At 72.1% G+C, this 22,052-nt stretch carries 25 protein-coding genes; 6 read left to right on the top strand and 19 right to left on the bottom strand.

Features of this window, described 5'->3' with window-relative positions; all coding sequences use genetic code 11:
* Positions 1–160 precede the first annotated feature (160 nt).
* Entirely contained in the window at positions 161–1,987 is a 1,827-nt protein-coding gene (locus DN051_RS29020; RefSeq protein ID WP_053762353.1) for an endonuclease/exonuclease/phosphatase family protein, read from the top strand.
* 10 nt (positions 1,988–1,997) lie between these two features.
* Here DN051_RS29020 and DN051_RS29015 read toward each other — a convergent pair whose 3' ends face one another.
* From DN051_RS29015 to DN051_RS29000, 4 genes are all read right to left on the bottom strand, one after another.
* Positions 1,998–2,744 (bottom strand): SRPBCC family protein, encoded by a 747-nt coding sequence (locus tag DN051_RS29015; RefSeq protein ID WP_053762359.1) that lies wholly within the window; start codon positions 2,742–2,744, stop codon positions 1,998–2,000.
* A 16-nt stretch (positions 2,745–2,760) separates the two neighbouring features.
* Positions 2,761–3,360 (bottom strand): ArsR/SmtB family transcription factor, encoded by a 600-nt coding sequence (locus tag DN051_RS29010; RefSeq protein ID WP_112439804.1) that lies wholly within the window; start codon positions 3,358–3,360, stop codon positions 2,761–2,763.
* A 543-nt stretch (positions 3,361–3,903) separates the two neighbouring features.
* A complete protein-coding gene (locus DN051_RS29005) occupies positions 3,904–4,458 on the bottom strand; it encodes a DUF3618 domain-containing protein (RefSeq protein WP_112439803.1) in 555 nt (184 codons plus the stop codon).
* A complete protein-coding gene (locus tag DN051_RS29000) occupies positions 4,455–4,874 on the bottom strand; it encodes a phage holin family protein (RefSeq protein WP_112439802.1) in 420 nt (139 codons plus the stop codon). The genes DN051_RS29005 and DN051_RS29000 overlap by 4 nt, the downstream gene beginning before the upstream one ends.
* 510 nt (positions 4,875–5,384) lie before the next feature.
* On the opposite strand from DN051_RS29000, the gene dapA reads away from it, so the two are divergent.
* Entirely contained in the window at positions 5,385–6,293 is a 909-nt protein-coding gene (dapA, locus tag DN051_RS28995) for a 4-hydroxy-tetrahydrodipicolinate synthase (RefSeq protein WP_162624987.1), read from the top strand.
* Here the strand turns inward: dapA and DN051_RS28990 are convergent, their stop codons facing one another.
* From DN051_RS28990 to DN051_RS28925, 14 genes are all read right to left on the bottom strand, one after another.
* A complete protein-coding gene (locus DN051_RS28990; protein WP_112439800.1) occupies positions 6,294–7,508 on the bottom strand; it encodes a WD40 repeat domain-containing protein in 1,215 nt (404 codons plus the stop codon). It lies immediately after the preceding gene.
* Positions 7,505–8,065 carry a SigE family RNA polymerase sigma factor gene (locus DN051_RS28985; RefSeq protein ID WP_053762347.1) on the bottom strand — a complete coding sequence of 187 codons (561 nt, stop codon included), beginning with the start codon at positions 8,063–8,065 and terminating at the stop codon, positions 7,505–7,507. Before DN051_RS28985 ends, DN051_RS28990 begins: the two co-directional genes overlap by 4 nt.
* Before the next feature lie 200 nt (positions 8,066–8,265).
* Positions 8,266–8,490: a hypothetical protein gene (locus DN051_RS28980; RefSeq protein ID WP_053762346.1), complete on the bottom strand. Its 225-nt coding sequence runs from the start codon at positions 8,488–8,490 to the stop codon at positions 8,266–8,268.
* Positions 8,491–8,850: 360 nt separating this feature from the next.
* Positions 8,851–9,852 (bottom strand): 2,3,4,5-tetrahydropyridine-2,6-dicarboxylate N-succinyltransferase, encoded by a 1,002-nt coding sequence (gene dapD, locus DN051_RS28975; RefSeq protein WP_053762345.1) that lies wholly within the window; start codon positions 9,850–9,852, stop codon positions 8,851–8,853.
* A 53-nt stretch (positions 9,853–9,905) separates the two neighbouring features.
* Positions 9,906–10,484: a TetR/AcrR family transcriptional regulator gene (locus tag DN051_RS28970; RefSeq protein WP_053762344.1), complete on the bottom strand. Its 579-nt coding sequence runs from the start codon at positions 10,482–10,484 to the stop codon at positions 9,906–9,908.
* Entirely contained in the window at positions 10,484–10,804 is a 321-nt protein-coding gene (locus DN051_RS28965) for a DMT family transporter (RefSeq protein WP_053762343.1), read from the bottom strand. The genes DN051_RS28970 and DN051_RS28965 overlap by 1 nt, the downstream gene beginning before the upstream one ends.
* 155 nt (positions 10,805–10,959) lie before the next feature.
* Positions 10,960–11,292 (bottom strand): metal-sulfur cluster assembly factor, encoded by a 333-nt coding sequence (locus tag DN051_RS28960; RefSeq protein ID WP_053762342.1) that lies wholly within the window; start codon positions 11,290–11,292, stop codon positions 10,960–10,962.
* Positions 11,289–11,753 (bottom strand): Fe-S cluster assembly sulfur transfer protein SufU, encoded by a 465-nt coding sequence (gene sufU, locus DN051_RS28955; protein ID WP_053762341.1) that lies wholly within the window; start codon positions 11,751–11,753, stop codon positions 11,289–11,291. The genes DN051_RS28960 and sufU overlap by 4 nt, the downstream gene beginning before the upstream one ends.
* Before the next feature lie 18 nt (positions 11,754–11,771).
* A complete protein-coding gene (locus DN051_RS28950) occupies positions 11,772–13,040 on the bottom strand; it encodes a cysteine desulfurase (protein ID WP_112439799.1) in 1,269 nt (422 codons plus the stop codon).
* Positions 13,037–13,801 carry a Fe-S cluster assembly ATPase SufC gene (gene sufC, locus DN051_RS28945; RefSeq protein WP_053762339.1) on the bottom strand — a complete coding sequence of 255 codons (765 nt, stop codon included), beginning with the start codon at positions 13,799–13,801 and terminating at the stop codon, positions 13,037–13,039. The genes DN051_RS28950 and sufC overlap by 4 nt, the downstream gene beginning before the upstream one ends.
* 7 nt (positions 13,802–13,808) lie before the next feature.
* On the bottom strand, positions 13,809–14,129 hold the full coding sequence (locus tag DN051_RS28940) for a bifunctional 3-phenylpropionate/cinnamic acid dioxygenase ferredoxin subunit (protein ID WP_053762338.1): 321 nt from the start codon (positions 14,127–14,129) through the stop codon (positions 13,809–13,811).
* Positions 14,126–15,346 (bottom strand): Fe-S cluster assembly protein SufD, encoded by a 1,221-nt coding sequence (gene sufD / locus DN051_RS28935; protein WP_112439798.1) that lies wholly within the window; start codon positions 15,344–15,346, stop codon positions 14,126–14,128. The genes DN051_RS28940 and sufD overlap by 4 nt, the downstream gene beginning before the upstream one ends.
* Positions 15,347–15,405: 59 nt before the next feature.
* Positions 15,406–16,827, bottom strand: coding sequence for a Fe-S cluster assembly protein SufB (sufB, locus tag DN051_RS28930; protein ID WP_053762336.1), 1,422 nt, complete (start codon positions 16,825–16,827; stop codon positions 15,406–15,408).
* Positions 16,824–17,573 (bottom strand): helix-turn-helix transcriptional regulator, encoded by a 750-nt coding sequence (locus DN051_RS28925; protein ID WP_053762335.1) that lies wholly within the window; start codon positions 17,571–17,573, stop codon positions 16,824–16,826. Before DN051_RS28925 ends, sufB begins: the two co-directional genes overlap by 4 nt.
* Positions 17,574–17,734: 161 nt before the next feature.
* Here DN051_RS28925 and DN051_RS28920 point away from each other — a divergent pair, with 161 nt between their 5' ends.
* From DN051_RS28920 to DN051_RS28905, 4 genes are read left to right on the top strand one after another with little or no spacing between them, the layout of a single operon-like run.
* The gene (locus DN051_RS28920; protein WP_112439797.1) at positions 17,735–18,532 is read left to right on the top strand and encodes an AAC(3) family N-acetyltransferase; all 798 of its coding nucleotides are present in this window, start codon (positions 17,735–17,737) and stop codon (positions 18,530–18,532) included.
* Positions 18,533–18,577: 45 nt separating this feature from the next.
* Positions 18,578–19,501 (top strand): ABC transporter ATP-binding protein, encoded by a 924-nt coding sequence (locus tag DN051_RS28915; RefSeq protein WP_053762333.1) that lies wholly within the window; start codon positions 18,578–18,580, stop codon positions 19,499–19,501.
* 50 nt (positions 19,502–19,551) lie between these two features.
* Positions 19,552–20,268, top strand: a complete 717-nt coding sequence (locus tag DN051_RS28910) for an ABC transporter permease (RefSeq protein ID WP_053762358.1) — start codon at positions 19,552–19,554, stop codon at positions 20,266–20,268.
* A gap of 57 nt (positions 20,269–20,325) precedes the next feature.
* Positions 20,326–21,357, top strand: coding sequence for a COX15/CtaA family protein (locus DN051_RS28905; RefSeq protein ID WP_053762332.1), 1,032 nt, complete (start codon positions 20,326–20,328; stop codon positions 21,355–21,357).
* Here DN051_RS28905 and DN051_RS28900 read toward each other — a convergent pair.
* Positions 21,312–22,049: a nucleotidyltransferase domain-containing protein gene (locus DN051_RS28900; RefSeq protein WP_112439796.1), complete on the bottom strand. Its 738-nt coding sequence runs from the start codon at positions 22,047–22,049 to the stop codon at positions 21,312–21,314. The two genes, DN051_RS28905 and DN051_RS28900, sit on opposite strands and share 46 nt — an antisense overlap.
* Positions 22,050–22,052: the final 3 nt, after the last annotated feature.

Genomic DNA, 22,052 nt, shown 5'->3' with positions numbered 1-22,052 from the left:
TGGCCGAAACCTTGACAACTGGCCCGAGCAGGCTGGAAATTGACGCGCGTAGAAGTGGGGGGACAAGTGTTCACCGTCACCGCGGTCTCTACGCGCGTCACACCTTTGTCCGTGCCTCACCCTCGTCCCGGCGCCCATGTACGTCCCCGGAGGGATCCCGTTGCCGAGCAAGTCTTCCGCGCGTCTCGCCGCGCTCACCGTCGCCGCCGTGTGCTCCGCGGCGTCCACCGTCGTCCTCACGTCGCCCGCGCACGCCGACACCGTGCGCATCCGTGACATCCAGGGCACCACCCGGACATCTCCGTACGCCGGTCAGCAGGTCACGGACGTGACCGGAATCGTCACCGGCGTGCGCACCTACGGATCGTCGAGAGGTTTCTGGATCCAGGACCCGTCCCCGGACGGCGACGCGGCCACCAGCGAGGGCGTTTTCGTCTTCACCAGCTCCACCCCGAAGGTCGCCGTCGGCGACGCGGTGACGGTCTCGGGCACGGTCACGGAGTTCGTCCCGGGCGGCGCCGCCTCCGGCAACCAGTCCCTCACCGAGATCACCCGCCCGACGGTCACCGTCGTGTCCGCCGGCAACCCGGTCCCGGCTCCGGCGGTGATCGACGCCCGCTCCGTGCCGTCCCGCTACACCCCGGCCGGCGACACCGCCGCGAACGGCTCGGTCAACGGCCTCACGCTGCGGCCGTCGAAGTACGCCCTGGACCTCTACGAGTCCCTGGAGGGCATGAACGTCCGGGTCGCCGACGTCCGCGTGGTCGGCGCCACCGACCCGTTCACGGAGCTGTGGGTCACCGTCAAGCCGAGGGAGAACACCAGCGGCCACGGGGGCGCGGTCTACGGCTCGTACACCGCGCAGAACACCGGCCGCCTCCAGATCCAGTCCCTCGGCCCGGTCGCGGACTTCCCGGACGCGAACGTCGGCGACTCCCTGGAGGGCGCCACCACCGGCCCGCTGGACTACAACCAGTTCGGCGGCTACACGCTGGTCGCCAACGAGATCGGCGCCCTGGAGCGGGGCGGCCTGGAGCGCGAGACGACCCGCGAGCCGCGCCGGGGCGAGCTGGCGGTGGCGACCTACAACGTGGAGAACCTCGACCCGTCCGACGCCACCTTCGACGAGCACGCCGCGGCGATCGTGCACAACCTGCGCTCGCCCGACATCGTGTCCCTGGAGGAGATCCAGGACAACAACGGAGCGCAGAACGACGGTACGGTCGCCGCCGACCTGACGGTGACCGCGCTGATCGACGCGATCGTCGCGGCGGGCGGCCCGGCCTACGAGTGGCGTTCGGTCGACCCCGTCGACAACGCCGACGGCGGCGAGCCGGGCGGCAACATCCGCCAGGTGTTCCTGTTCGACCCGGAGCGGGTGTCCTTCACGGACCGTGCGGGCGGCGACGCGACGACGCCCGTCGGGGTCACCGAGGTGCGCGGCAAGGCGCGGCTGACCGCCTCCCCGGGCCGGATCGACCCGGCGGACACGGCGTGGACGAACAGCCGCAAGCCGCTGGTCGGCGAGTTCGTCTTCCGGGGTGAGACGGTCTTCGTGATCGCCAACCACTTCAACTCCAAGGGCGGCGACCAGAGTCTGACCGCGCAGTACCAGCCGCCGGCGCGCAGCTCGGAGACCCAGCGCCGCCTCCAGGCGACCGCGGTGAACACCTTCGTCAAGGAGATCCTGGACGCGCAGCGCAACGCGGACGTCGTCGCGCTCGGCGACATCAACGACTTCGAGTTCTCCGCCACCACCGAGGTCCTGGAGGGCGACGGCGAGCTGTGGTCGGCCGTCAAGTCGCTGCCCCGGCGCGAGCGCTACTCGTACGTCTACCAGGGCAACAGCCAGGTGCTGGACCAGATCCTGATCAGCCCGTCGATCCGGCGCGACTGCGACTTCGAGTACGACAGCGTGCACATCAACGCCGAGTTCCACGACCAGATCAGCGACCACGACCCGCAGGTACTGCGCTTCCGTCCGTAGCAGACCCCGGTCAGGGCCGGCTGAAGACCTCCTTCAGCCAGCCCTGCCAGGCGGTCTCGGCGGCCTCGCCGTCGGCGTCCGGGGCGAAGTCGTGCACCGTCATGCCGACCGTGTGGCCCCAGTGGTTGCGCCCGAAGAAGCGGATCATCGCGTCCGGGGTGCGCAGACCGATGAAGTACTCGTTGCGGTAGTCGACGACGGCGTCGACCGGCCGGCCCCCGGGCCCGTGCGCCTGGATCCGCGCGCCCTCGGTGGTGTCCTCGGTCAGGCCCAGGGCCCGGGCGACCGCGGTGAGCGCGCCGGGTGCCCTGGCGGCCTCGGGGGCGGCGTCGAAGGTGGCGAAGCCGACGACCGGACGGCCGCCGAAGCGCGTCAGGTACTCGCGCAGGGTGTGCAGATAGAAGTCGGTGTGGTGGCCGGCGCCGTCGTACTGGTTGTCCCAGTCGTCGACGAAGATCCCGCTGTGCACGTACCGCACCCAGGCGCGCCGGCCCTCGTCACGCGGTTCGACGGTGTAGTCCAGCTGGTTGGCGGACTGCTCGGCGATGCCGTCGACGTCCTCGACGCGGTTGGTGTAGCGGTGCGGCGGGTCCCACACGGTGACCTTCGACCCGAAGGGGCCCCGGCCGCCCTCGCGCGGCTCGGGCGCCTCCATCGGCCACAGCCAGCCGCCGGTCCCGGCGGTCACGGCCTCCCACACCTGCTGGGGCGGGGCGTCGACCTCGAACTCTCGGGCGATCTCGAATTCCTTGGACATCATGGGCTCCTGGGCTCTAACTCTCGGGGGTCTCGGGCTTGACCGTGGGATGGACAGCGACGACGATCCGGTGGTCCCGGCCGGCCTCGGCATCGGGGGCGTCGTACTTGCGGATCAGCGCGCCGACGCCGGCCGTCAGCTCCTCGATGAACGCGGCCCGGTCGGCCGCCGAGGCGAACCGCACCTCGCCGTCGAGCGCGTAGGTCGCGAGCCGCTTGCGGGCCTTCGCCGCGCCGGTGATCAGCGTGCCGACGTCCCGCACGAGCCGCGCGCCGAGCGCGAGCAGCCAGCGCGCGGACAGCTGGTCCCGGAAACGGTCCGGGTCCGGCTGCACCGCGGCCAGGGCCAGCGGCGAGATCACGTACGACGCGGCGGTCGCCCGCATCAGCCGCTCGGTGACGTTGCCCTTGCGGCGCTCCCCCGCCAGCTCGACCAGGCCGTGCCGCTCCAGCGCCTTGAGGTGGTAGTTCACCTTCTGCCTGGGCAGCCCGACCTTTCCGGCCAGCATGGCGGCCGACGCGGGGCCGGCCGCCAGCTCGGCGAGCAGCCGGGCCCGGGTGGGGTCCAGGGAGACGGCTGCGGCCTCGGGGTCCTCGATCACGGTCACGTCCAGCATGGCCCCCACACTCTCACCGAAAACTTTTTTTGTCCAGGAGGCCAGAGTTTTCGGTGAGCGGCGTCCTCCGGCGCGTCATCCGGGCACGAGACCGACGGCACGGGTGTAGCGGGCGGCCGAGAAGCCCTTCGCTCCGGGGAGCGTCCGCACCCGCCGGGTGCGGAGACTGCCTCGTCGCAGGACCGCTCGCTCTCCCACCGGGAGTGGTGCATGGGGGTGGTTCGTGCTCGGCGGCGTCGGCCGCGGAGTGCGCCTCGGCGGCCCGTGCGGACGTCGTGGGCGAGCAGTCCGGCGGCGGGCCGCGGGCGGCGCTCCCGGGTGCGGGCCACGGCCTCCATGGTCCGCCGCCGCCGCTCGGGGGTGCCGACGCGCCAGGTGCTGAAGAAGGGAGCCGTGGCGTCGGGGCGGGTGAGCTCCGGGGGGTGTCTGTGCCGCGGGTCGTGTCGGTCTCCGCCGAAGGCTGGTCGGTCACCGCACCGACCAGCCTTCGGCCTCGACCGGACCTCAGGTCAAGGGCGCCCGGTGGGGCCGCCCCGTACCGCGTCACCGCCGGTGGCGCCGCCGCTGCACGACCATCGCCGCCGCCACCGCCGCGGCACCGGCCACCAGCACCGGCCGCGGATGCAACCGCGCCGCCCGCACGGCCGTGCGCACGGGCTGCGGCGCGACCTGCTCGACCGCTCGGCCGGCCCGCGCCGCCTTGTTCTGCACGGTGCCGCCGGCCTGCGCCGCCCGGCCCTGAAGTGTGTGCCCGGCCTGCCCCGCCCGGCCCTCGATCGTGTGCCCGGCCCGGCCCGCCGTGCCCTGGAGGGCGTGGCCGGCCCGACCGGCGCGGCCCTGGAGGGCGTGGCCGGCCCGGCTCGCCCTGCCCTGGACCGCGTGTCCCGCCTGGGCGGCGCTGCTGCGCAGCTGGACGGTCAGCGCGCCCGCCTTGTCGCGCAGGTCGGCGGCCCGGGTCATCGCCCGGCCCTTCACATCCGCCCTGGCCGCCAACTGATCGACGGTGTCGCCCAGTTGGCTGCGGGTGCGCTCGATCTGCCGGCGCAGCTCGTCGGGTCCCTTGGCCCCGCCCGCGCCGTGCTTCGTCCTGTCCGTCATCGGTGTGCCCTTTCCCTGATCTCCTCGACATCGGCCCTGACGCCGCCGAGGGTCTCCTCGGGCGTGGGGGGTGCCGCCCGGCGCGGTCGGGCGCGGCCGCTCGCGGCGAGCACGCCGGCGAGCGCGAAGAGCACCGCCGTGACGATGAGCGCCGCGGCCCGGACGGGCAGCGTCAGCGAGAGGGCGGCGGTGGCCGTGGCGGCGAGGGTAAGCGGTCCGGCGTGCGCGACGGCGCCGGCGGCGCCGATCAGTCCGCCGCCGCGGCCCGCGCGCCGGCGCTGCTGCGCGAGTTCCTCGTCGGCGAGGTCCGCTTCCTGCCGCACGAGCCGGGAAGGCTGTCCGGTTGCCCGGCCCACGAGTTCGCCCACCGAGTGACGCTCGTCGCGCACGGGCTCGGCGTCCGGGATCCCGGTCACGGTGTCCGCCTCCTCTCGGTTCGAAACATCCGGGTACCCGGGCCGGTCCGCCCTACCCCTGGCCCGCGCCGCCGCCGGGTTCGCCGGGCCGGTCGACTCCGGATCCGGTCGGGCCGGGCCGGGCCGGCAACAGGGCGGCCTCCGCGACGGGTTCGGGCGCGCCGGGACCGCCGGACGCGGCGAAACCGGGCGGCGCGGGGCACCGCCGCGGGCCGCCGTGACGCGCCTCCCGCTCCCGGCCGTCCGTCCGTCCAGGCGCCGCGGCAGGGGCACGGAGGCCGCCCGCCCGCGCAGCAGGGGGCCGGCGCGTACCAGCCGGGCCGTCCCCGGCCGGCGCCGCCGCACCGCGGGCACAGGGGCCGACGGTCGCCGAGCGCATCACTGACGGGCGGGCCGGAAACCGCGCACGGCACCTCGGGCGCCGCGCCCGACAACATCGCAGCGATGCTTAGCAATACGTCGTAGAAGATTTAAGTGGAGCTGTACGATCGCGGCGCCGACACTACTCCCATGACGAACCTCGCCGCCTCTCCCGCCGCCCCCTTCGGACGCGTCCTGTGCGCGATGGTCACGCCGTTCACCGCCTCGGGCGCGCTCGACGTCGACGGCGCGCAGCGGCTCGCCGACCGGCTGGTGACCGAGGGCTGCGACGGCCTGGTGCTCAACGGGACCACCGGCGAGTCGCCGACCACGTCGGACGCCGAGAAGACGGCGCTCGTCCGGGCGGTCCGGGAGGCGGTCGGGAACCGGGCGTCCGTCGTCGCCGGGGTGGGCACCTCCGACACCCGGCACACGGTCGAGCTGCCGCTCCGGGCCGAGAAGGCGGGCGCGGACGGCGTACTCGTCGTCACCCCGTACTACAGCCTGCCTCCGCAGGACGCCGTCGAGGCGCACTTCCGTGAGGTGGCGGACGCCTCCGGGCTGCCGGTCGTCGTCTACGACATCCCGGGCCGCACCGGCACCCGCGTCGAGCCGGAGACGATGATCCGCCTCGCCGCGCACCCGCGGATCGTCGCGGTCAAGGACTGCTCCCACGACTTCCTCGGCACCCAGAAGGTCCTGTCGCGGACGGACCTCGCGTACTACGCGGGCTGCGACGAGCACAATCTCGCCCTCTACGCGGTGGGCGCGGCCGGCTGCGTCAGCACGGTGGCGAACGCGGTCCCCCGCCACATCCGCTCCGTGCTCGACGCGTTCGACGCGGGCGACACCGCGGGCGCGGCCCGCCGCCAGCGGCAGGTCATGCCGCTGGTCGAGGCGATGATGGCCGCGGGCCTGCCCGGCACGGTCACCGCCAAGGCCCTGCTGGCCGCGCTCGGCCTGCCCGCGGGCCCGGTCCGCCCGCCGCTGCGGCCCGCCGGCCGGGAGACGGCCGACGCGCTGCTGGCGGAGCACGGACGGCTCGCGGCCGCCGGCTGATCAGCGCGGCGCGAAGACCGGCCACCACCTCCGCCCCGGACCGGACGGGCCCTGCGCGTTGACCCCACTGAGGGGCACGACCCGCTCGCTGCCGACGGTCACCAGGACGAGCCGGGGCCGGTACGGCTCCGAACCCGGCGTCCGCTCCCAGGCGATGAGCCGCCGGTCGTCCGCCCAGGCCAGCAGTTCCGCCCCGCGCACCCTGGCGACCTCCTTGCCCGAGCGCGGATCGAGGATCGCCGAGTACGACGCGTCCTTGCGCTCCGCCGTCAGCCCGAGGGCGGCGAGCCGGCCGTCCGGGGACAGCCGCGCGGTGACGTCCGACCGGAGGTGCCGCTCGTCCACGGGCGCGGCGACCCGCTCGCCCGTCAGGTCGTAGAACCGCTGGAGTCCGTCCCGCCCGCCGATGAACTGCGTGTACACCAGCCGGGCGTCGTGGCTGAAGGCGAAGTCCTGGCGTGCGTTGATGTCGAGCGTCGCCGGGACCGCGCTCCAGCCGGCACCGCCGCCGCGCACGTCGGCGACGAGGAAACCGGTCCGGCTCGACCGGCCGAACCGCGAGATCCAGTCGGACCCTCCCCCGGCCCCGGCCGCCCTGTCGCGCAGATCCGGGTTCTCGTCGTAGGTCGTCGCGATCAGCTGCCTGCCGTCGTCGGAGAACGCGAGGCCGCCCGCGCCCTGCGGAGCCGGGATCCACCGCTCGACCTCCCCCGTCGCGAGGTCGAGCAGACCGATCCGCCGGGCGGGCAGGGCCCGTTCCAGCACGGCGGCGGTCCCCAGGCCGGGAGCGACGGCGACGAAGGACCACCTGCCGTCCTTCTCGTACCGGCCGGTTGCCGGGTCCAGCAGCCAGTAGGCGCGCTCCTCCACGCCGCGGACCTCGGTGCGCGCGACGACCTCGGTCGTGTAGTACGCGGCCAGCGCCGTGTCGCCCGCCGCGATCAGGTCGCGGGGCGGGGACTGGTCGGGGTGCGCGCTGGTCCCGGACCCGGCCGGCCGGCCGGCCGGGCGCACCTGCTCGTCGCCGGAGTCCAGCAGCGGCACCCCCACCGCGACGGCCACCGCGACGGCGGCGGCTCCGGCCAGCGAGGCCAGCCTGCGGGTGCGGCGGCGCCTGCGGACGGCGAGCACCCGGTCGGCGAACCGGGGGTCGGCGGGCCGCTGTTCGGCCGCCTGTTCGCGCAGCGAGTCGCGCACCAGTTCCTCGACGTTCACGGACGCACCTCCACGGGCGAGTTGTCACGGGACGGGCGCGGTCCGCGCTCGGCGCCGGGGCCGAGCGCGGTCAGTTCGGGCGCGAGGGCGCGCAGCCGGGCCAGCGAGCGATGGGTGGTGGACCGTACGGTGCCGACGGAGCAGCCGAGCAGCCGGGCCACCTCGGCCTCCGGGAGGTCCTCGAAGTAGCGCAGCACCAGCACGGTGCGCTGCCGGTCGGTGAGCCGGGCCAGCGCCTGCCGCAGTACCAGGCGCAGTTCCGCCGACGACGTGGTGTCGCGGCCGGCGGCCGGCTCGGGCGGGTCGGCGACGCTCAGTTCGCGGCGCGGCCACTTCAGCCGCCAGCGGCTGATCTGCTGCCGGTACAGGACCTGGCGGACGTACGCCTCCGGCTCCTCGATCCGGTGCCAGCGGCCGGCCGCTTTGATCAGCGCGTTCTGGAGCAGATCCTCGGCTGCGTGCCGGTCACCGCCGGACAGCAGGACCGCGGTCCTCAGCAGCGCCGACGAGCGGTTCGCCACGAATCTGCGGAAGTCCTCCTGCGCGTCGGCATCCATCGTCACCTTCTCTTCCCCGGGGCGGACCCGGTGCCCGGCCCCCACTCCCCTGTGACGCGCGGACCGGCCCGACGCTATGCCTGTGCGCCGAGATCTCCGTCACCGCCTCCCAAGCCGCCGCGAACCGCGGGGAACGAAGGCGGGGCCCGTACCGCGCGGGTGCGCGGTACGGGCCCCGGGCCCGGGGGGGGGGCGGCCGGTCAGCCCCAGATGTACTCGTCGCCGATCAGGCCCACGTGTTGCAGTACGTCCTCCATCGGGTCGTCGACCTGGCCGGTGTTGATCAGACCGACCCGCGGGCCGTTGTGCGAGGCCGTGTTGGTCTCGTCGGCGTGCGCGACACCGGCCGGAAGCCAGCACACGGCCGCCGCCGCGACCGCACCGGTCAGCCGGCGCGCCGCGCTCCTCGCCCGCTCTTTCGTCATTGATCTTCCTCGTCTCAGCGGTTCGGCATCTGATCGGACTCTGCGTCCACCCGTTCATCTTCAGAAAGCACCCCGAGGACACGGACGGTAATCCTTTCCAGCGACCGCGGTGATCCCAGGGCGACGCGAGGTGCGACTGTTCCGATTGATATGCAGGTCAGAGGATCGGACCGCATCACCGGCCACCTCGCGGGCACCTCCGGCCCGGTCACCGACGGTGTCCGCCCCACCCGGGCCGGACCGGACCGCGGTCCCCCGCAGACGCGCGAGCGCCCTCCCGGAAACCCCGTTCCAGGGGTTCCGGGAGGGCGCTCTCCGACGACCGGGGCCCGGCAGGCCGCACGGGGCGGCCGGCGACGGTCAGTTGTGGCTGTGCAGGATCTCGTTCAAGCCGCCCCACTCCGCGTTGTTCGGGCGGGCCTCGACCGTGCCGGAGACCGAGTTGCGGCGGAAGAGGATGTTGGACGCGCCGGACAGTTCGCGGGCCTTGACGATCTGGCCGTCGGGCAGGGTGACCCGGGTGCCGGCGGTGAGGTAGAGGCCCGCCTCGACCACGCAGTCGTCGCCGAGCGCGATGCCGATGCCGGCCTCGGCGCCGACGAGGGAGCGCTCGCCGATGGCGACCCGCTCCTTGCCGCCGCCGGAGAGGGTGCCCATGGTGGAGGCGCCGCCGCCGATGTCGGAGCCGTCGCCGACGAGGACGCCCTGCGAGATCCGGCCCTCGACCATCGACGTACCGAGCGTGCCGGCGTTGAAGTTGACGAAGCCCTCGTGCATGACGGTGGTACCGGCGGACAGGTGCGCGCCGAGCCGCACGCGGTCGGCGTCGGCGATGCGCACGCCGGCCGGGGCCACGTAGTCGGTCATGCGCGGGAACTTGTCGACGCCGAAGACGCTCAGGTGCAGTCGGCGCGCGCGGGCGGCGAGGCGGACGGTCTCCAGGGTGTCGACGGCGACCGGGCCGAGCGAGGTCCAGGCGACGTTGGCGAGCAGACCGAAGATGCCGTCCAGGCTCAGCTCGTTCGGCCGGACCAGGCGGTGTGAGAGCAGGTGCAGACGCAGGTAGGCGTCGTGGGTGTCCAGCGGCTTGTCGTCCAGCGAGGAGATGACCGTACGGACCGCCACGACCTCCACGCCGCGCACCTCGTCCGTGCCGAGGGCGGCGACGCCGTGCTCGCCGAGCAACTCCGCGGTGCGCGCCTCGTCGAGGCGCTCGGTGCCGGCGGGTCCGGTGGCGTCGGCGTTCGCCGCGGACAGCTCGGGCGCGGGGAACCAGGTGTCGAGAACGGTGCCGTCGGCGGCGATCGTGGCGAGGCCGGCGGCCACGGCGCCGGTGGTGCGAGGAGCAGTCGTGTCGGTCATGAGGGCAACCTAACCGGCCGGGGGCCACGGATGCGAACCCGCGCCGGGCCGTCTCAGGTGACGGGCGCCGCGCAGGTCCGCGCGCCCTCGCCGCCACCCGGGATCACCCTGGCCAGCACCTCGCGCGCGTACCCCTCGTCGTACGGCACGTCGGTCAGCAGCACCTGGAGGCAGATCCCGTCCATGAGCGCGAGCAGCGCCCGTGCCGTGACCGGGTCGGTGCGGCGGACGAGCAGTTCGGTGACGCCCTCGGCCCACTCCGCGGCGACGGGGCGCAGAGCGGGCCGGCGCAGGGCCGCGAGGTACAGCTCGTACTCCAGCTCCACGCCGGTGCGGTCGCCGGCCAGCCACTCGCCGAGCACGGCGGCCAGCTCGGCGGCGAGGTCGCAGTGCGGGTCGGTGAGGGTGCGGCGGGCCGCGACGACGCCGGCGAAGCCCTCGTTGGCCTGCCGCAGCGCGGCGACCATCAGCTCGTCGAGGGTCTTGAAGTGGTACGTCGTCGAGCCGAGCGGCACGTCGGCCTCGGCGGCGACGGACCGGTGACTCAGCCCGGCCAGGCCCTGCGCGCCGACGACCCGGATCGCCGCGTCGATGATCCGCTGGCGGCGCTCGGGGTCGTACCTGCGGGCCATCAGTGCGCGCCTCCCAGGTTGAGCACCACGACACCGAGGATGATCAGCGCGATCCCGGCGGCCTTCGTGACGGTCATGCCCTCGCCGAGGAACAGGGTGCCGATCAGCGCGACGACGGCCGTGCCGGCGCCGGACCATATGGCGTACGCGGAGCCGACCGACACCGTCTTCAGTGTCTGCGCGAGCAGCGCGAACGCGACGAGGTACCCGAGCGCGGTCACCAGCGAGGGCCACAGCCTGCTGAAACCGTCGCTGTACTTCATGGCCGTGGTGGCCCCCACCTCGGCGGCGATGGCGCCGGCGAGCAGCAGATATCCCATGCGTACAAGCGTACACAACGATGCGTACGTGCGTACACAACGACGCCGGAGTACGCGAGGACGCGAGCGCCGCAGGGGACCCGGGCGGCCTCCGGGAACGCCAGTGGCCCCCGGCTCACCGCCGGGGGCCACTGCGTGCGTGCGAAGCGTACGGCTCAGACGTTGAAGCCCAGCGCCCGAAGCTGGTCGCGCCCGTCGTCCGTGATCTTGTCCGGACCCCACGGCGGCATCCAGACCCAGTTGATGCGCAACTCGCTGACCAGGCCGTCCGTCGCCGACTTGGCCTGGTCCTCGATCACGTCGGTCAGCGGGCAGGCCGCGGACGTCAGCGTCATGTCGACGGTCGCCACATTGGAGTCGTCGACGTGGATGCCGTAGATCAGGCCCAGGTTGACGACGTCGATGCCCAGCTCGGGGTCGACCACGTCCATCAGGGCCTCGCGGAGTTCCTCCTCCGACGCCGGCTTCATCTCCACGGTTTCGGTCATGCCGTCTTCCTTTCGGCGTCGGCGTCCAGGGCCTGGGCCGTCGCGTCCTTCCACGCCATCCAGCTCAGGAGGGCGCACTTGACCCGGGCCGGGTACTTGGAGACTCCGGCGAACGCGACCGCGTCCTCCAGGATGTCCTCCATCGTGTCGTCCGGCTCGATCTTCCCCTTGGACTGCATCAGCTCCAGGAAGGTCTCCTGGATCCGCTGCGCGTCCGCCAGCTCCTTGCCGACGAGGAGTTCGTTCAGCACCGAGGCCGAGGCCTGGCTGATGGAGCAGCCCTGACCCTCGTACGACACGTCCTTGATCGTGGTGCCGTCGTACTTCACACGGAGGGTGATCTCGTCGCCGCACGTCGGGTTCACATGGTGCACCTCGGCGTCGCCATCCCTCAGACCACGCCCGTGCGGGTTCTTGTAGTGGTCCAGGATGACTTCCTGGTACATCGAATCCAGCTTCACGGTCTCAGCTCACGCCTCTCAGCCGAAGAAGTTCCGTACGTGCTCCAGTCCGTCGACCAGAGCATCGATCTCGGCCGGCGTGGAGTACAGATAGAACGACGCTCGCGTGGTCGCAGGAATTCCGTACCGCAGGCACACGGGCCGCGCGCAGTGGTGGCCGACCCGGACCGCGATGCCCTGCTCGTCCAGGACCTGGCCCACGTCGTGCGGGTGTATGTCGCCGAGCGTGAAGGAGATCGCGGCGCCGCGGTCCTCGGCCGTGGTCGGGCCGATGATGCGCAGGTCGGGCACCTCGGCCAGCCGCTTGACCGCGTACTCGGTCAGCGCGTGCTCGTGGGCGAGGATCTTGTCCATGCCGATCGAGTTGAGGTAGTCGATCGCCGCGCCCAGACCGACCGCCTGCGCGATCGGCGGGGTGCCCGCCTCGAACTTGTGCGGAGCGGGCGCGTACGTCGACGAGTGCATCGAGACCGTCTCGATCATCTCGCCGCCGCCCAGGAACGGAGGCAGGTCCTCCAGCAGCTCCTGGCGGCCCCACAGGACGCCGATGCCGGTCGGGCCGCACATCTTGTGTCCGGTGAAGGCCACGAAGTCGGCCTGGAGGGCCTGCACGTCCAGCGGCATGTGCGGCGCGGCCTGCGAGGCGTCGATGCAGACCAGCGCACCGACCTCCTGCGCCCGGCGCACGATCGACTCGACCGGGTTGACCGTACCGAGGATGTTCGAGACCAGCACGAACGAGACGATCTTCGTCTTCTCGGTGATGACCTCGTCGATGTTCGACAGGTCGAGCCGCCCGTCGTCGGTGAGGCCGAACCACTTCAGCTTCGCGCCCGTGCGCTGCGCCAGCAGCTGCCACGGCACGATGTTGGAGTGGTGCTCCATCTCCGTGATGACGATCTCGGTGTCGGAGTCCACCCGGTAGGGCTCGTCGGCCCAGCCGAGCATGTTCGCCACGAGGTTCAGCGACTCGGAGGCGTTCTTGGTGAAGATCACCTCGTTGCGGCTGGGCGCGTTGACGAACTCGGCGACCTTGTCGCGCGCGCCCTCGTACAGCGCCGTGGCCTCCTCGGCGAGCACATGCACACCGCGGTGGACGTTGGCGTTGTAGCGCTCGTAGTACTCGCTCAGGGCGTCCAGCACCTGGCGCGGCTTCTGGCTGGTCGCCGCGTTGTCCAGGTACACGAGCTTCCGGCCGTCGTGGACCTGGCGGTCCAGGATGGGGAAGTCCTTGCGGATCGCCTCGGTGTCGAGGAGGCCGGGAAGCCCTTGGCGGGTAGGTGTCACGCGGATACGCCACCCTTCGTGTAAGCCTCGTAGCCCTCGTTCTCCAGCTTGTCGGCCAGCTCGGCGCCACCGGACTCGACGATGCGGCCGGCCGAGAAGACGTGGACGAAGTCGGGCTTGATGTAGCGCAGGATGCGCGTGTAGTGCGTGATGAGCAGGGTGCCCACCTCGCCGGTCTCGCGGACCCGGTTGACGCCCTCGGAGACGACGCGCAGGGCGTCGACGTCCAGGCCGGAGTCGGTCTCGTCGAGGATCGCCACCTTCGGCTTGAGCAGCTCCAGCTGGAGGATCTCGTGGCGCTTCTTCTCACCGCCGGAGAAGCCCTCGTTGACGTTGCGCTCGGCGAAGGCCGGGTCCATGTTCAGGCGCTCCATGGCCTCCTTGACCTCCTTCACCCAGGTGCGCAGCTTGGGGGCCTCGCCGCGGACGGCGGTGGCGGAGGTGCGCAGGAAGTTGGAGACCGAGACGCCGGGGACCTCGACCGGGTACTGCATCGCGAGGAACAGACCGGCGCGGGCGCGCTCGTCGACGGACATCTCCAGGACGTCCTCGCCGTCGAGGGTGACGGTGCCGCCGGTGATCGTGTACTTCGGGTGACCCGCGAGCGAGTAGGCGAGCGTCGACTTGCCCGAGCCGTTGGGGCCCATGATGGCGTGCGTCTCGCCCTGCTTCACGGTGAGGTCGACGCCCTTGAGGATCTCCTTCGTGGCGTTGTCGGCCTCGACGGTGACGTGCAGGTCTCGGATTTCAAGCGTTGCCATGGGTGCCTCAGGACTCCTGGGTGAGGGAGACGAGAACGTCGTCCCCTTCGATCTTTACGGGGTATACGGGGACGGGGCGCGTCGCGGGCAGGCCGGACGGCTTGCCGGTGCGCAGGTCGAAGGAGGAACCGTGCAGCCAGCACTCGATCTGGCAGTCCTCCACCTCGCCCTCGGAGAGGGAGACGTTCGCGTGGGAGCAGATGTCGTGGATCGCGAACACTTCGCCCTCGGTGTGCACGATGGACACCGGCGTGCCGTCGAGTTCCACCCGCTTCGGGGTGTCCTCCTCCAGCTCGCTCAGCGCACACGCGCGTACGAAGGTGGTCATGCGACCGACGCCTCCAGCTCCTCCTCGATCCGGCCGATCAGGCGCTCCTCGATGTCCGGGAGGCCGATCTGCTGGACCAGTTCGGCGAAGAAGCCGCGGACCACCAGGCGGCGCGCCTCGTGCTCCGGGATGCCGCGGGCCATCAGGTAGAACAGCTGCTCGTCGTCGAAGCGGCCGGTGGCGGAGGCGTGTCCGGCACCGACGATCTCGCCGGTCTCGATCTCCAGGTTCGGCACCGAGTCGACCCGCGCGCCGTCCGTCAGGACGAGGTTGCGGTTCATCTCGTAGGTGTCCGTGCCCTCGGCACTGGCCTCGATCAGCACGTCGCCGATCCACACGGCGTGCGCCTGCTCGCCCTGGAGCGCGCCCTTGTAGACGACGTTGGACTTGCAGTGCGGCGTGTTGTGGGTGACCAGCAGGCGGTGCTCCTGGTGCTGGCCGGCGTCGGTGAAGTACAGCCCGAACAGCTCGGCCTCGCCGCCGGGACCGGCGTACCGGACGCGCGGGTGCAGCCGCACCATGTCGCCGCCGAAGGTGACGACCACGGACTTGAACGAGGCGTCCCGTCCGACGAGCGCGTCGTGCTGCGCCACGTGCACGGCCTTGTCGTCCCAGTCCTGGACGGAGACGACGGTCAGCTTGGCGCCGTCGCCCAGGACGTACTCGACGTTGCCGGCGAGCACGGCGTCACCGGTGTGGTCGATGACGACGACGGCCTCGGCGAAGGCTCCCAGCTCGATGACCTGGTGGCCGTAGGCGACGCCGCCCTCGCCGTGCACGGCGATGCGGATCGGCTCGGTGAGGACCGCCTCCTCGGGGACGGTGACCACACCGGCCTTCTCGAACGCCGAGTAGGCCTGCGCGGCGACGCGGTCCACCGGGGTACCGGCCCGGCCGAGCCGCGCGTCGTCGCGGCCGACGGTCTCGACCGTGACGCCCTCGGGGGCCTGGACGTCCACCCGCACACCGGTGCCGCCCGCGACGGCGGTGCCGTCGTGCAGGCCGCGCAGGCGCTCCAGCGGGGTGAACCGCCACTCCTCCTCACGGCCGTGCGGGACGGGGAAGTCCGCCACGTCGAAGGAGGGCGGCGCGCTCATGCGCGAGACGACGGTCGACTCGCCCGCGACCGCGATCGAGCCGGCGGTGGTGGAGCCCACCGGTAGGGGTCCCCCCGCCCGAACGGAGTTGAGGGTGGGGGAGTTCTGAGCCTCAGCCATGGCTGTCGTTGTGCTCTCTTCCTACGTCAGAAATCTGCTGCTGCTTCTTCGGCGGGCGGTCAGCCGACCGCGCCTTCCATCTGCAGCTCGATCAGCCGGTTGAGCTCCAGCGCGTACTCCATCGGCAGTTCCTTGGCGATCGGCTCGACGAAGCCGCGCACGATCATCGCCATCGCCTCGAACTCGCTCAGACCGCGGCTCATCAGGTAGAAGAGCTGGTCCTCGGAGACCTTGGAGACGGTCGCCTCGTGGCCCATGGACACGTCGTCCTCACGGACGTCCACGTACGGGTAGGTGTCCGAGCGGGAGATGGTGTCGACGAGCAGAGCGTCACAGAGGACGTTGGACTTCGCACCCGCAGCGCCCTCGCCGATCTCGATCAGACCGCGGTAGGACGTACGGCCGCCACCGCGCGCCACCGACTTGGAGACGATGTTCGACGAGGTGTTGGGCGCCATGTGGACCATCTTGGCGCCGGCGTCCTGGTGCTGGCCCTCGCCCGCGAAGGCGATGGACAGGGTCTCGCCCTTGGCGTGCTCGCCCATCAGGTAGACGGCCGGGTACTTCATCGTCACCTTGGAGCCGATGTTGCCGTCGACCCACTCCATGGTCGCGCCCTCGTAGGCCACGGCACGCTTGGTGACCAGGTTGTAGACGTTGTTCGACCAGTTCTGGATGGTGGTGTAGCGGCAGCGGGCGTTCTTCTTGACGATGATCTCGACGACCGCGGAGTGCAGCGAGTCCGACTTGTAGATCGGGGCGGTGCAGCCCTCGACGTAGTGCACGTAGGCACCCTCGTCGACGATGATCAGGGTCCGCTCGAACTGGCCCATGTTCTCGGTGTTGATCCGGAAGTAGGCCTGGAGCGGGATCTCGACGTGCACGCCCGGCGGCACGTAGATGAACGAGCCGCCCGACCACACGGCGGTGTTCAGCGACGCGAACTTGTTGTCACCGACCGGGATGACGGTGCCGAAGTACTCCTTGAAGAGCTCCGGGTGCTCCTTCAGCGCGGTGTCGGTGTCGAGGAAGATGACGCCCTGCTCCTCCAGGTCCTCGCGGATCTGGTGGTAGACGACCTCCGACTCGTACTGGGCCGCGACACCGGCGACGAGGCGCTGCTTCTCCGCCTCCGGGATGCCGAGCTTGTCGTAGGTGTTCTTGATGTCCTCGGGCAGGTCCTCCCAGGACTCCGCCTGCTTCTCCGTGGAGCGCACGAAGTACTTGATGTTGTCGAAGTCGATACCCGACAGGTCCGAGCCCCAGTTCGGCATGGGCTTCTTCTCGAAGAGCCTCAGGCCCTTGAGGCGGAGCTTGGTCATCCACTCCGGCTCGGACTTCTTCGAGGAGATGTCCCTGACGACGTCCTCGTTCAGGCCGCGCTTCGCCGCAGCACCGGCCTCGTCGGAGTCGGCCCAGCCGTATTCGTACTTGCCCAGACCCTCGAGTTCGGGGTGGGCAGTCTCCGTGGGGAGAGTCATGCGGGGTTCCTCCCGGCCGTGCTTGCAGATGCGTTGTGGGTGGTGGAAGTGTTCGGGACCTTCGGGATGAAGGTGGTGCAGACACCGTCGCCGTGAGCGATGGTGGCCAGCCGCTGAACATGCGTACCGAGGAGCTCGGCGAAAAATTCCGTCTCGGCCTCGCACAGTTGCGGAAACTGCTCGGCGACATGGGCGACCGGGCAGTGGTGCTGGCACAGCTGCTCGCCGGTGGGAGCGCTGCGCGCCGTTGCAGCGTACCCGTCCGCGCTCAGGGCCTTGGCCAGCGCTTCGGCCCGCTCCTCGGGGGCTGCGGACCCGACCGCCTCGCGGTACGCGGCCGACAGAGCGGCGATCCGGGCGCGGGCGAAGGCGGCGACCGCCTCGCTCCCGCCCTCTTGCTCCGCGATCCAGCGCAGCGCGTCGGCGGCGAGCTGATCGTACGACTGGTCGAAGGCGTCCCGGCCGCAGTCGGTCAGCGCGAAGACCTTGGCGGGACGGCCGCGCGTCCGCGCTCCGTAGACCCGCTGCTCGCGCGCCGCGACGACGTCGTCGGCGACCAGTGCGTCCAGATGCCGGCGTACCGCCGCCTGGGTGAGTCCGAGCCGTCCGGCGAGTTCGGCGACGGTCGACGGGCCGTGGTCCAGGATGGACCGCGCGACCCGGTTGCGCGTCGAGCGCTCACCGGTCGCTAGCTCCTCGTGAGGGGCCCCCGTGGGGGTCTCTCGAGCCTCGCCGACGTTTTTCACAACGCCATTGTTGCGTAATTCCCGAGAGCGTGACAAGCGGCGTCCGGATCAGCGGCCGGTGCGCTGCGTCACTTAGGCATACCTAAGCTGACCTGCGCAAACGATCTTTGATCGATCAAACCGGTGGCCCCGCCGGGCTCCGTCCGAAAGACTCCGGGACCATGCCCACACCCTCTCCGACCGGCCCTCTTGTCACCCGCGACAGCCTCGCCGCGGACCTGAGCGGGCTGGGTGTCCGCCCCGGCGAGATCCTTCTCGTGCACTCCTCGCTCAGCTCGCTCGGCTGGGTCTGCGGCGGCGCCGAAACAGTCGTCCGATCGCTGTGCGACGCGCTCGGTCCGCACGGCACGCTGGTGGTTCCGGCCCAGTCCGGGCACCTGTCCGATCCGGCGGTCTGGAGCAGCCCGGCGGTGCCCGAGGAGTGGTGGGAGGCGATCCGCGCCGGCCTGCCCGCCTACGACCCGCGCATCACGCCCACCCGCGGGGTCGGGGTCGTCCCGGAGACGGTGCGGACCTGGCCGGGCGCCCTGCGCAGCGCCCACCCGCAGACCTCGTTCGCGGCGCTCGGCCCGCGCGCGGCCGAGATCCTCGACGGGCACGCCCCCGACTGCCGGCTCGGCGAGGCGAGCCCGCTGGCCCGGCTGGAACGACTCGGCGCCCGGGTCCTGCTGCTGGGCGCCGACTACGACGCCTGCACCGCCTTCCACCTCGCCGAGTACCGCGTCCCGGCCCCGCGCGTCGCGGTGGGCCGTCCCGGGCCGGACGGCTGGGAGGTGGTCACCGAGGTGTCGATCTCCTCCGACCGGTTCGACGAACTGGGCCACGACTTCGAACGGGACCGCCCCGTCGTACGGGGCGCGGTGGGCGCGGCCGGCGCGCGCCTGTTCCCGCTGGCGGACGCGGTGGCGTACGCCACCCGCTGGCTGCCCGTGCACCGCCCGCGCGACGAGGAGTTCTGAACCCGGCCGTCCGAGGGACAGGGCGCCTACCTAGACTCTGGACCCATGCGAAGTGAGCCCGTCCTCCAGGTCCAGGCCTTGGTGAAGCGCTACGGCGACAAGACCGCGGTCAACGGCCTCGACCTGGTGGCCGGGGCGGGCGTCACCGCCGTACTCGGTCCCAACGGCGCCGGCAAGACCACCACCGTCGAGACCTGCGAGGGGTACCGCAGGCCGGACTCCGGCAGCGTGCGCGTGCTGGGACTCGACCCGGTGCGGCAGTCCCGCGAGCTGCGCCCCCGCGTCGGTGTGATGCTCCAGTCCGGCGGGGTCTACTCCGGTGCCCGCGCGGAGGAGATGCTGCGCCACGTGGCGGGCCTGCACGCCCATCCGCTGGACGTGGACGCACTGATCGAACGCCTCGGTCTCGGCAGCTGCGGCCGGACCGCCTACCGCCGGCTCTCCGGCGGCCAGCAGCAGCGGCTCGCGCTGGCGATGGCCGTGGTCGGACGCCCGGAACTGGTGTTCCTGGACGAGCCGACGGCCGGCCTCGACCCGCAGGCCCGCCGCGCCACCTGGGACCTCGTGCGGGACCTGCGCGGGGACGGCGTCTCGGTGATCCTCACCACCCACCACATGGACGAGGCCGAGCAGCTCGCCGACGATGTCGCGATCATCGACGACGGCAAGGTCATCGCCCAGGGCTCCCCCGAGGAGCTGTGCCGCGGCGGCGCCGAGAACACGCTGCGCTTCACCGGCCGCCCCGGACTCGACGTCGCCTCGCTGCTCAAGGCCCTCCCGGCGGACTGCGCGGCCGCCGAGCTGCTGCCGGGCAGCTACCGGGTGGCGGGCAAGGTCGACCCGCAGCTGCTGGCGACGGTGACCTCGTGGTGCGCGCAGCACGGGGTGATGCCGGACCGGATCTCGGTGGAGCGGCACACCCTGGAGGACGTCTTCCTGGAGCTGACCGGCAAGGAGCTGCGCTCGTGACCACCGTGGGTACGTACACGCCGAAGCCGGGCGCCGCCCCGCTCTCCCGCATGATCGCGGCGCAGGCGGCGCTGGAGACCCGGATGCTGCTGCGCAACGGCGAGCAGCTGCTGCTGACGGTGATCATCCCGACGCTGCTGCTGGTCCTGTTCAGCGCGGTCGACGTCGTGGACACCGGCGCCGACGAGGCCGTCGACTTCATCGCCCCGGGCATCCTGGCGCTCGCGGTGATGTCGACGGCGTTCACCGGCCAGGCCATCGCGACCGGCTTCGAACGCCGCTACGGAGTGCTCAAGCGGCTCGCCTCCTCGCCGCTGCCGCGCTGGGGCCTGATGACCGCGAAGACGGTGTCGGTGCTGGTCACCGAGGTGCTCCAGGTGCTCCTGGTGACGGTGATCGCCTTCGCGCTCGGCTGGTCGCCGCAGGGCAGCCCCCTCGCGGTGCTCGTGCTGCTGGTGGTGGGCACGGCCGCCTTCTCGGGGCTCGGTCTGCTGATGGCCGGCACCCTGAAGGCGGAGGCCACGCTGGCCGCCGCGAACCTGGTCTTCCTGCTGCTGCTGGTCGGCGGCGGTGTGATCGTCCCGCTGGACAGGTTCCCGGACGCCGCGCAGGGCGTGCTGGGGCTGCTGCCGATCACGGCGCTCTCCGACGGCCTGCGCGACGTGCTCCAGCACGGCGCCGGGATGCCCTGGGGCGATGTCGCCGTGCTGGCCGGCTGGGGTGTCGCGGGCCTCGCCGCGGCGGGGCGCTTCTTCCGCTGGGAGTGAGCCGGACGGGCCCCGCCCGGGACCCCTCGTGAAAGCGTGCACAAACACCCGCCTACGATGGTCGGCGTGCCAAACGTGACCCGCGCCCGAGCGGCAGCCGCCGTACGCAACCCCCTCGCCTTCATCGCCGCGCGCTGGACCCCCGCACCCCGGACGGTTCAGCGGGCGGCCCTCGCCGCGCTCGTCATGTCGGTGCTGATCGTGGTCACCGGCGGCGCGGTACGGCTGACCGGCTCCGGCCTCGGCTGCCCGACCTGGCCCAAGTGCACCTCCGACTCGCTCACCGCGACCCGGGAGATGGGCCTGCACGGCGCCATCGAGTTCGGCAACCGCCTGCTGACGTACGTGCTGTGCGCGGCCGTCGGCTGGGCGATCATCGCCGCGCGTTCCCGCAAGCCCTACCGGCGCGGACTGACCCGGCTGGGCTGGGCGCAGTTCTGGGTCGTGATGAGCAACGCGGTGCTCGGCGGCATCGTGGTGCTCGTCGGTCTGAACCCGTACACGGTGGCGGCCCACTTCATGGCCACGACCGCGCTCATCACGGTCGCCGCGGTCATGTGGCAGCGCTCCAGGGAGGGTGACGCGCCGCCGCGGCAGCTGGTCGGAACGGCCGTGCGGCAGCTGGTGTGGTGCATGGTCGCGGTGACGGCGCTGCTGATCGTGGTGGGCACGGTGGTCACCGGCGCGGGCCCGCACGCGGGCGACTCCAGCGATGTGCCGCGCATGCCGGTGGACTGGGAGACCGTCAGCAAGCTGCACGCCGTGCTGGCGTGGATCGTGGTGACGCTCACCTTCGCCCTGTGGTTCGTCCTCAAGGCGGTCGCCGCTCCGAAGGCCCCGCTCGACCGCACCCGCGACCTGTTCCTGATCCTGCTCGCCCAGGGCGTCATCGGCTACGTCCAGTACTTCACGGACCTGCCCGAGGTACTGGTCGGCCTGCACATGTTCGGCTCGTGCCTGGTGTGGATCGGGGTGCTGCGGGTGCTGCTGTCGCTGCGCGAACGCCCGGAGCTCGAGTCGGCCGACGTGCCGGCCCCGGCGGCTCAGGAGTACGCCGCGACCAGCGCGTCGATGGCCGACCCCAGGTAGTCCCGGGTCAGCTCGCCGCGCCGCAGGGTCCACTCCTCGGCGGGCGGCGCCGGATCCCCGTACCGCCGGCGCCGGATGTCGTCGACCACCTCGGCCGGTGCCCCGAGGCCGGGCAGCACGTCCAGTGCCTCCCGCTTGCCGATGAGCCGGCCCTCCCGCACGGTGACGGTGGCGCGGGCGAAGGTCGTCAGGCCCACGTCGACCCAGGCGTCCTGCGTCCACAGCCGCGCCTTGCGCACCGCCGGCCGCCAGAACTCCAGCTGGTCGCGCACGACGAAGTCGCCGAGTTCGCGGTCGGACACCGGTGGGAGCAGTCCCACCGGCGGTGCCCCGTGCAGGACCCGGCCGAAGGTGTGCAGTTCACGGCGGGTGACAGGGGTGACCGGCCGGCGCATCAGACACCGGTGGGCCCATGTCGGATGCGCTCGCCGGGGGTCGTCCAGGGCCGCGGGGGCGAGGTACGAGCAGTGCAGTCCCCCGGCGAGCGGCTGGGCGCGCAGCCGGTTGTGCAGCACCGCCACCCGCCAGAGCACGCCGGGCGTCACGGGGCCGGGGAGCACCGCGATCAGATCGAGGTCGCTGCGGCCCTCCTGGTAGTCACCGCCGGCCAGCGATCCGTGTGCCCACACGGCACGGGGGGCGAGCACCTTCAGTTCCGTGAGGAACCGTTCGAGCAGGGCGTCGGTCGGCATCCG

The organism is Streptomyces cadmiisoli (assembly GCF_003261055.1).
In the GTDB taxonomy this organism is placed as follows: domain Bacteria; phylum Actinomycetota; class Actinomycetes; order Streptomycetales; family Streptomycetaceae; genus Streptomyces; species Streptomyces cadmiisoli.
This window is presented reverse-complemented; position numbering and strand designations above follow the sequence as displayed.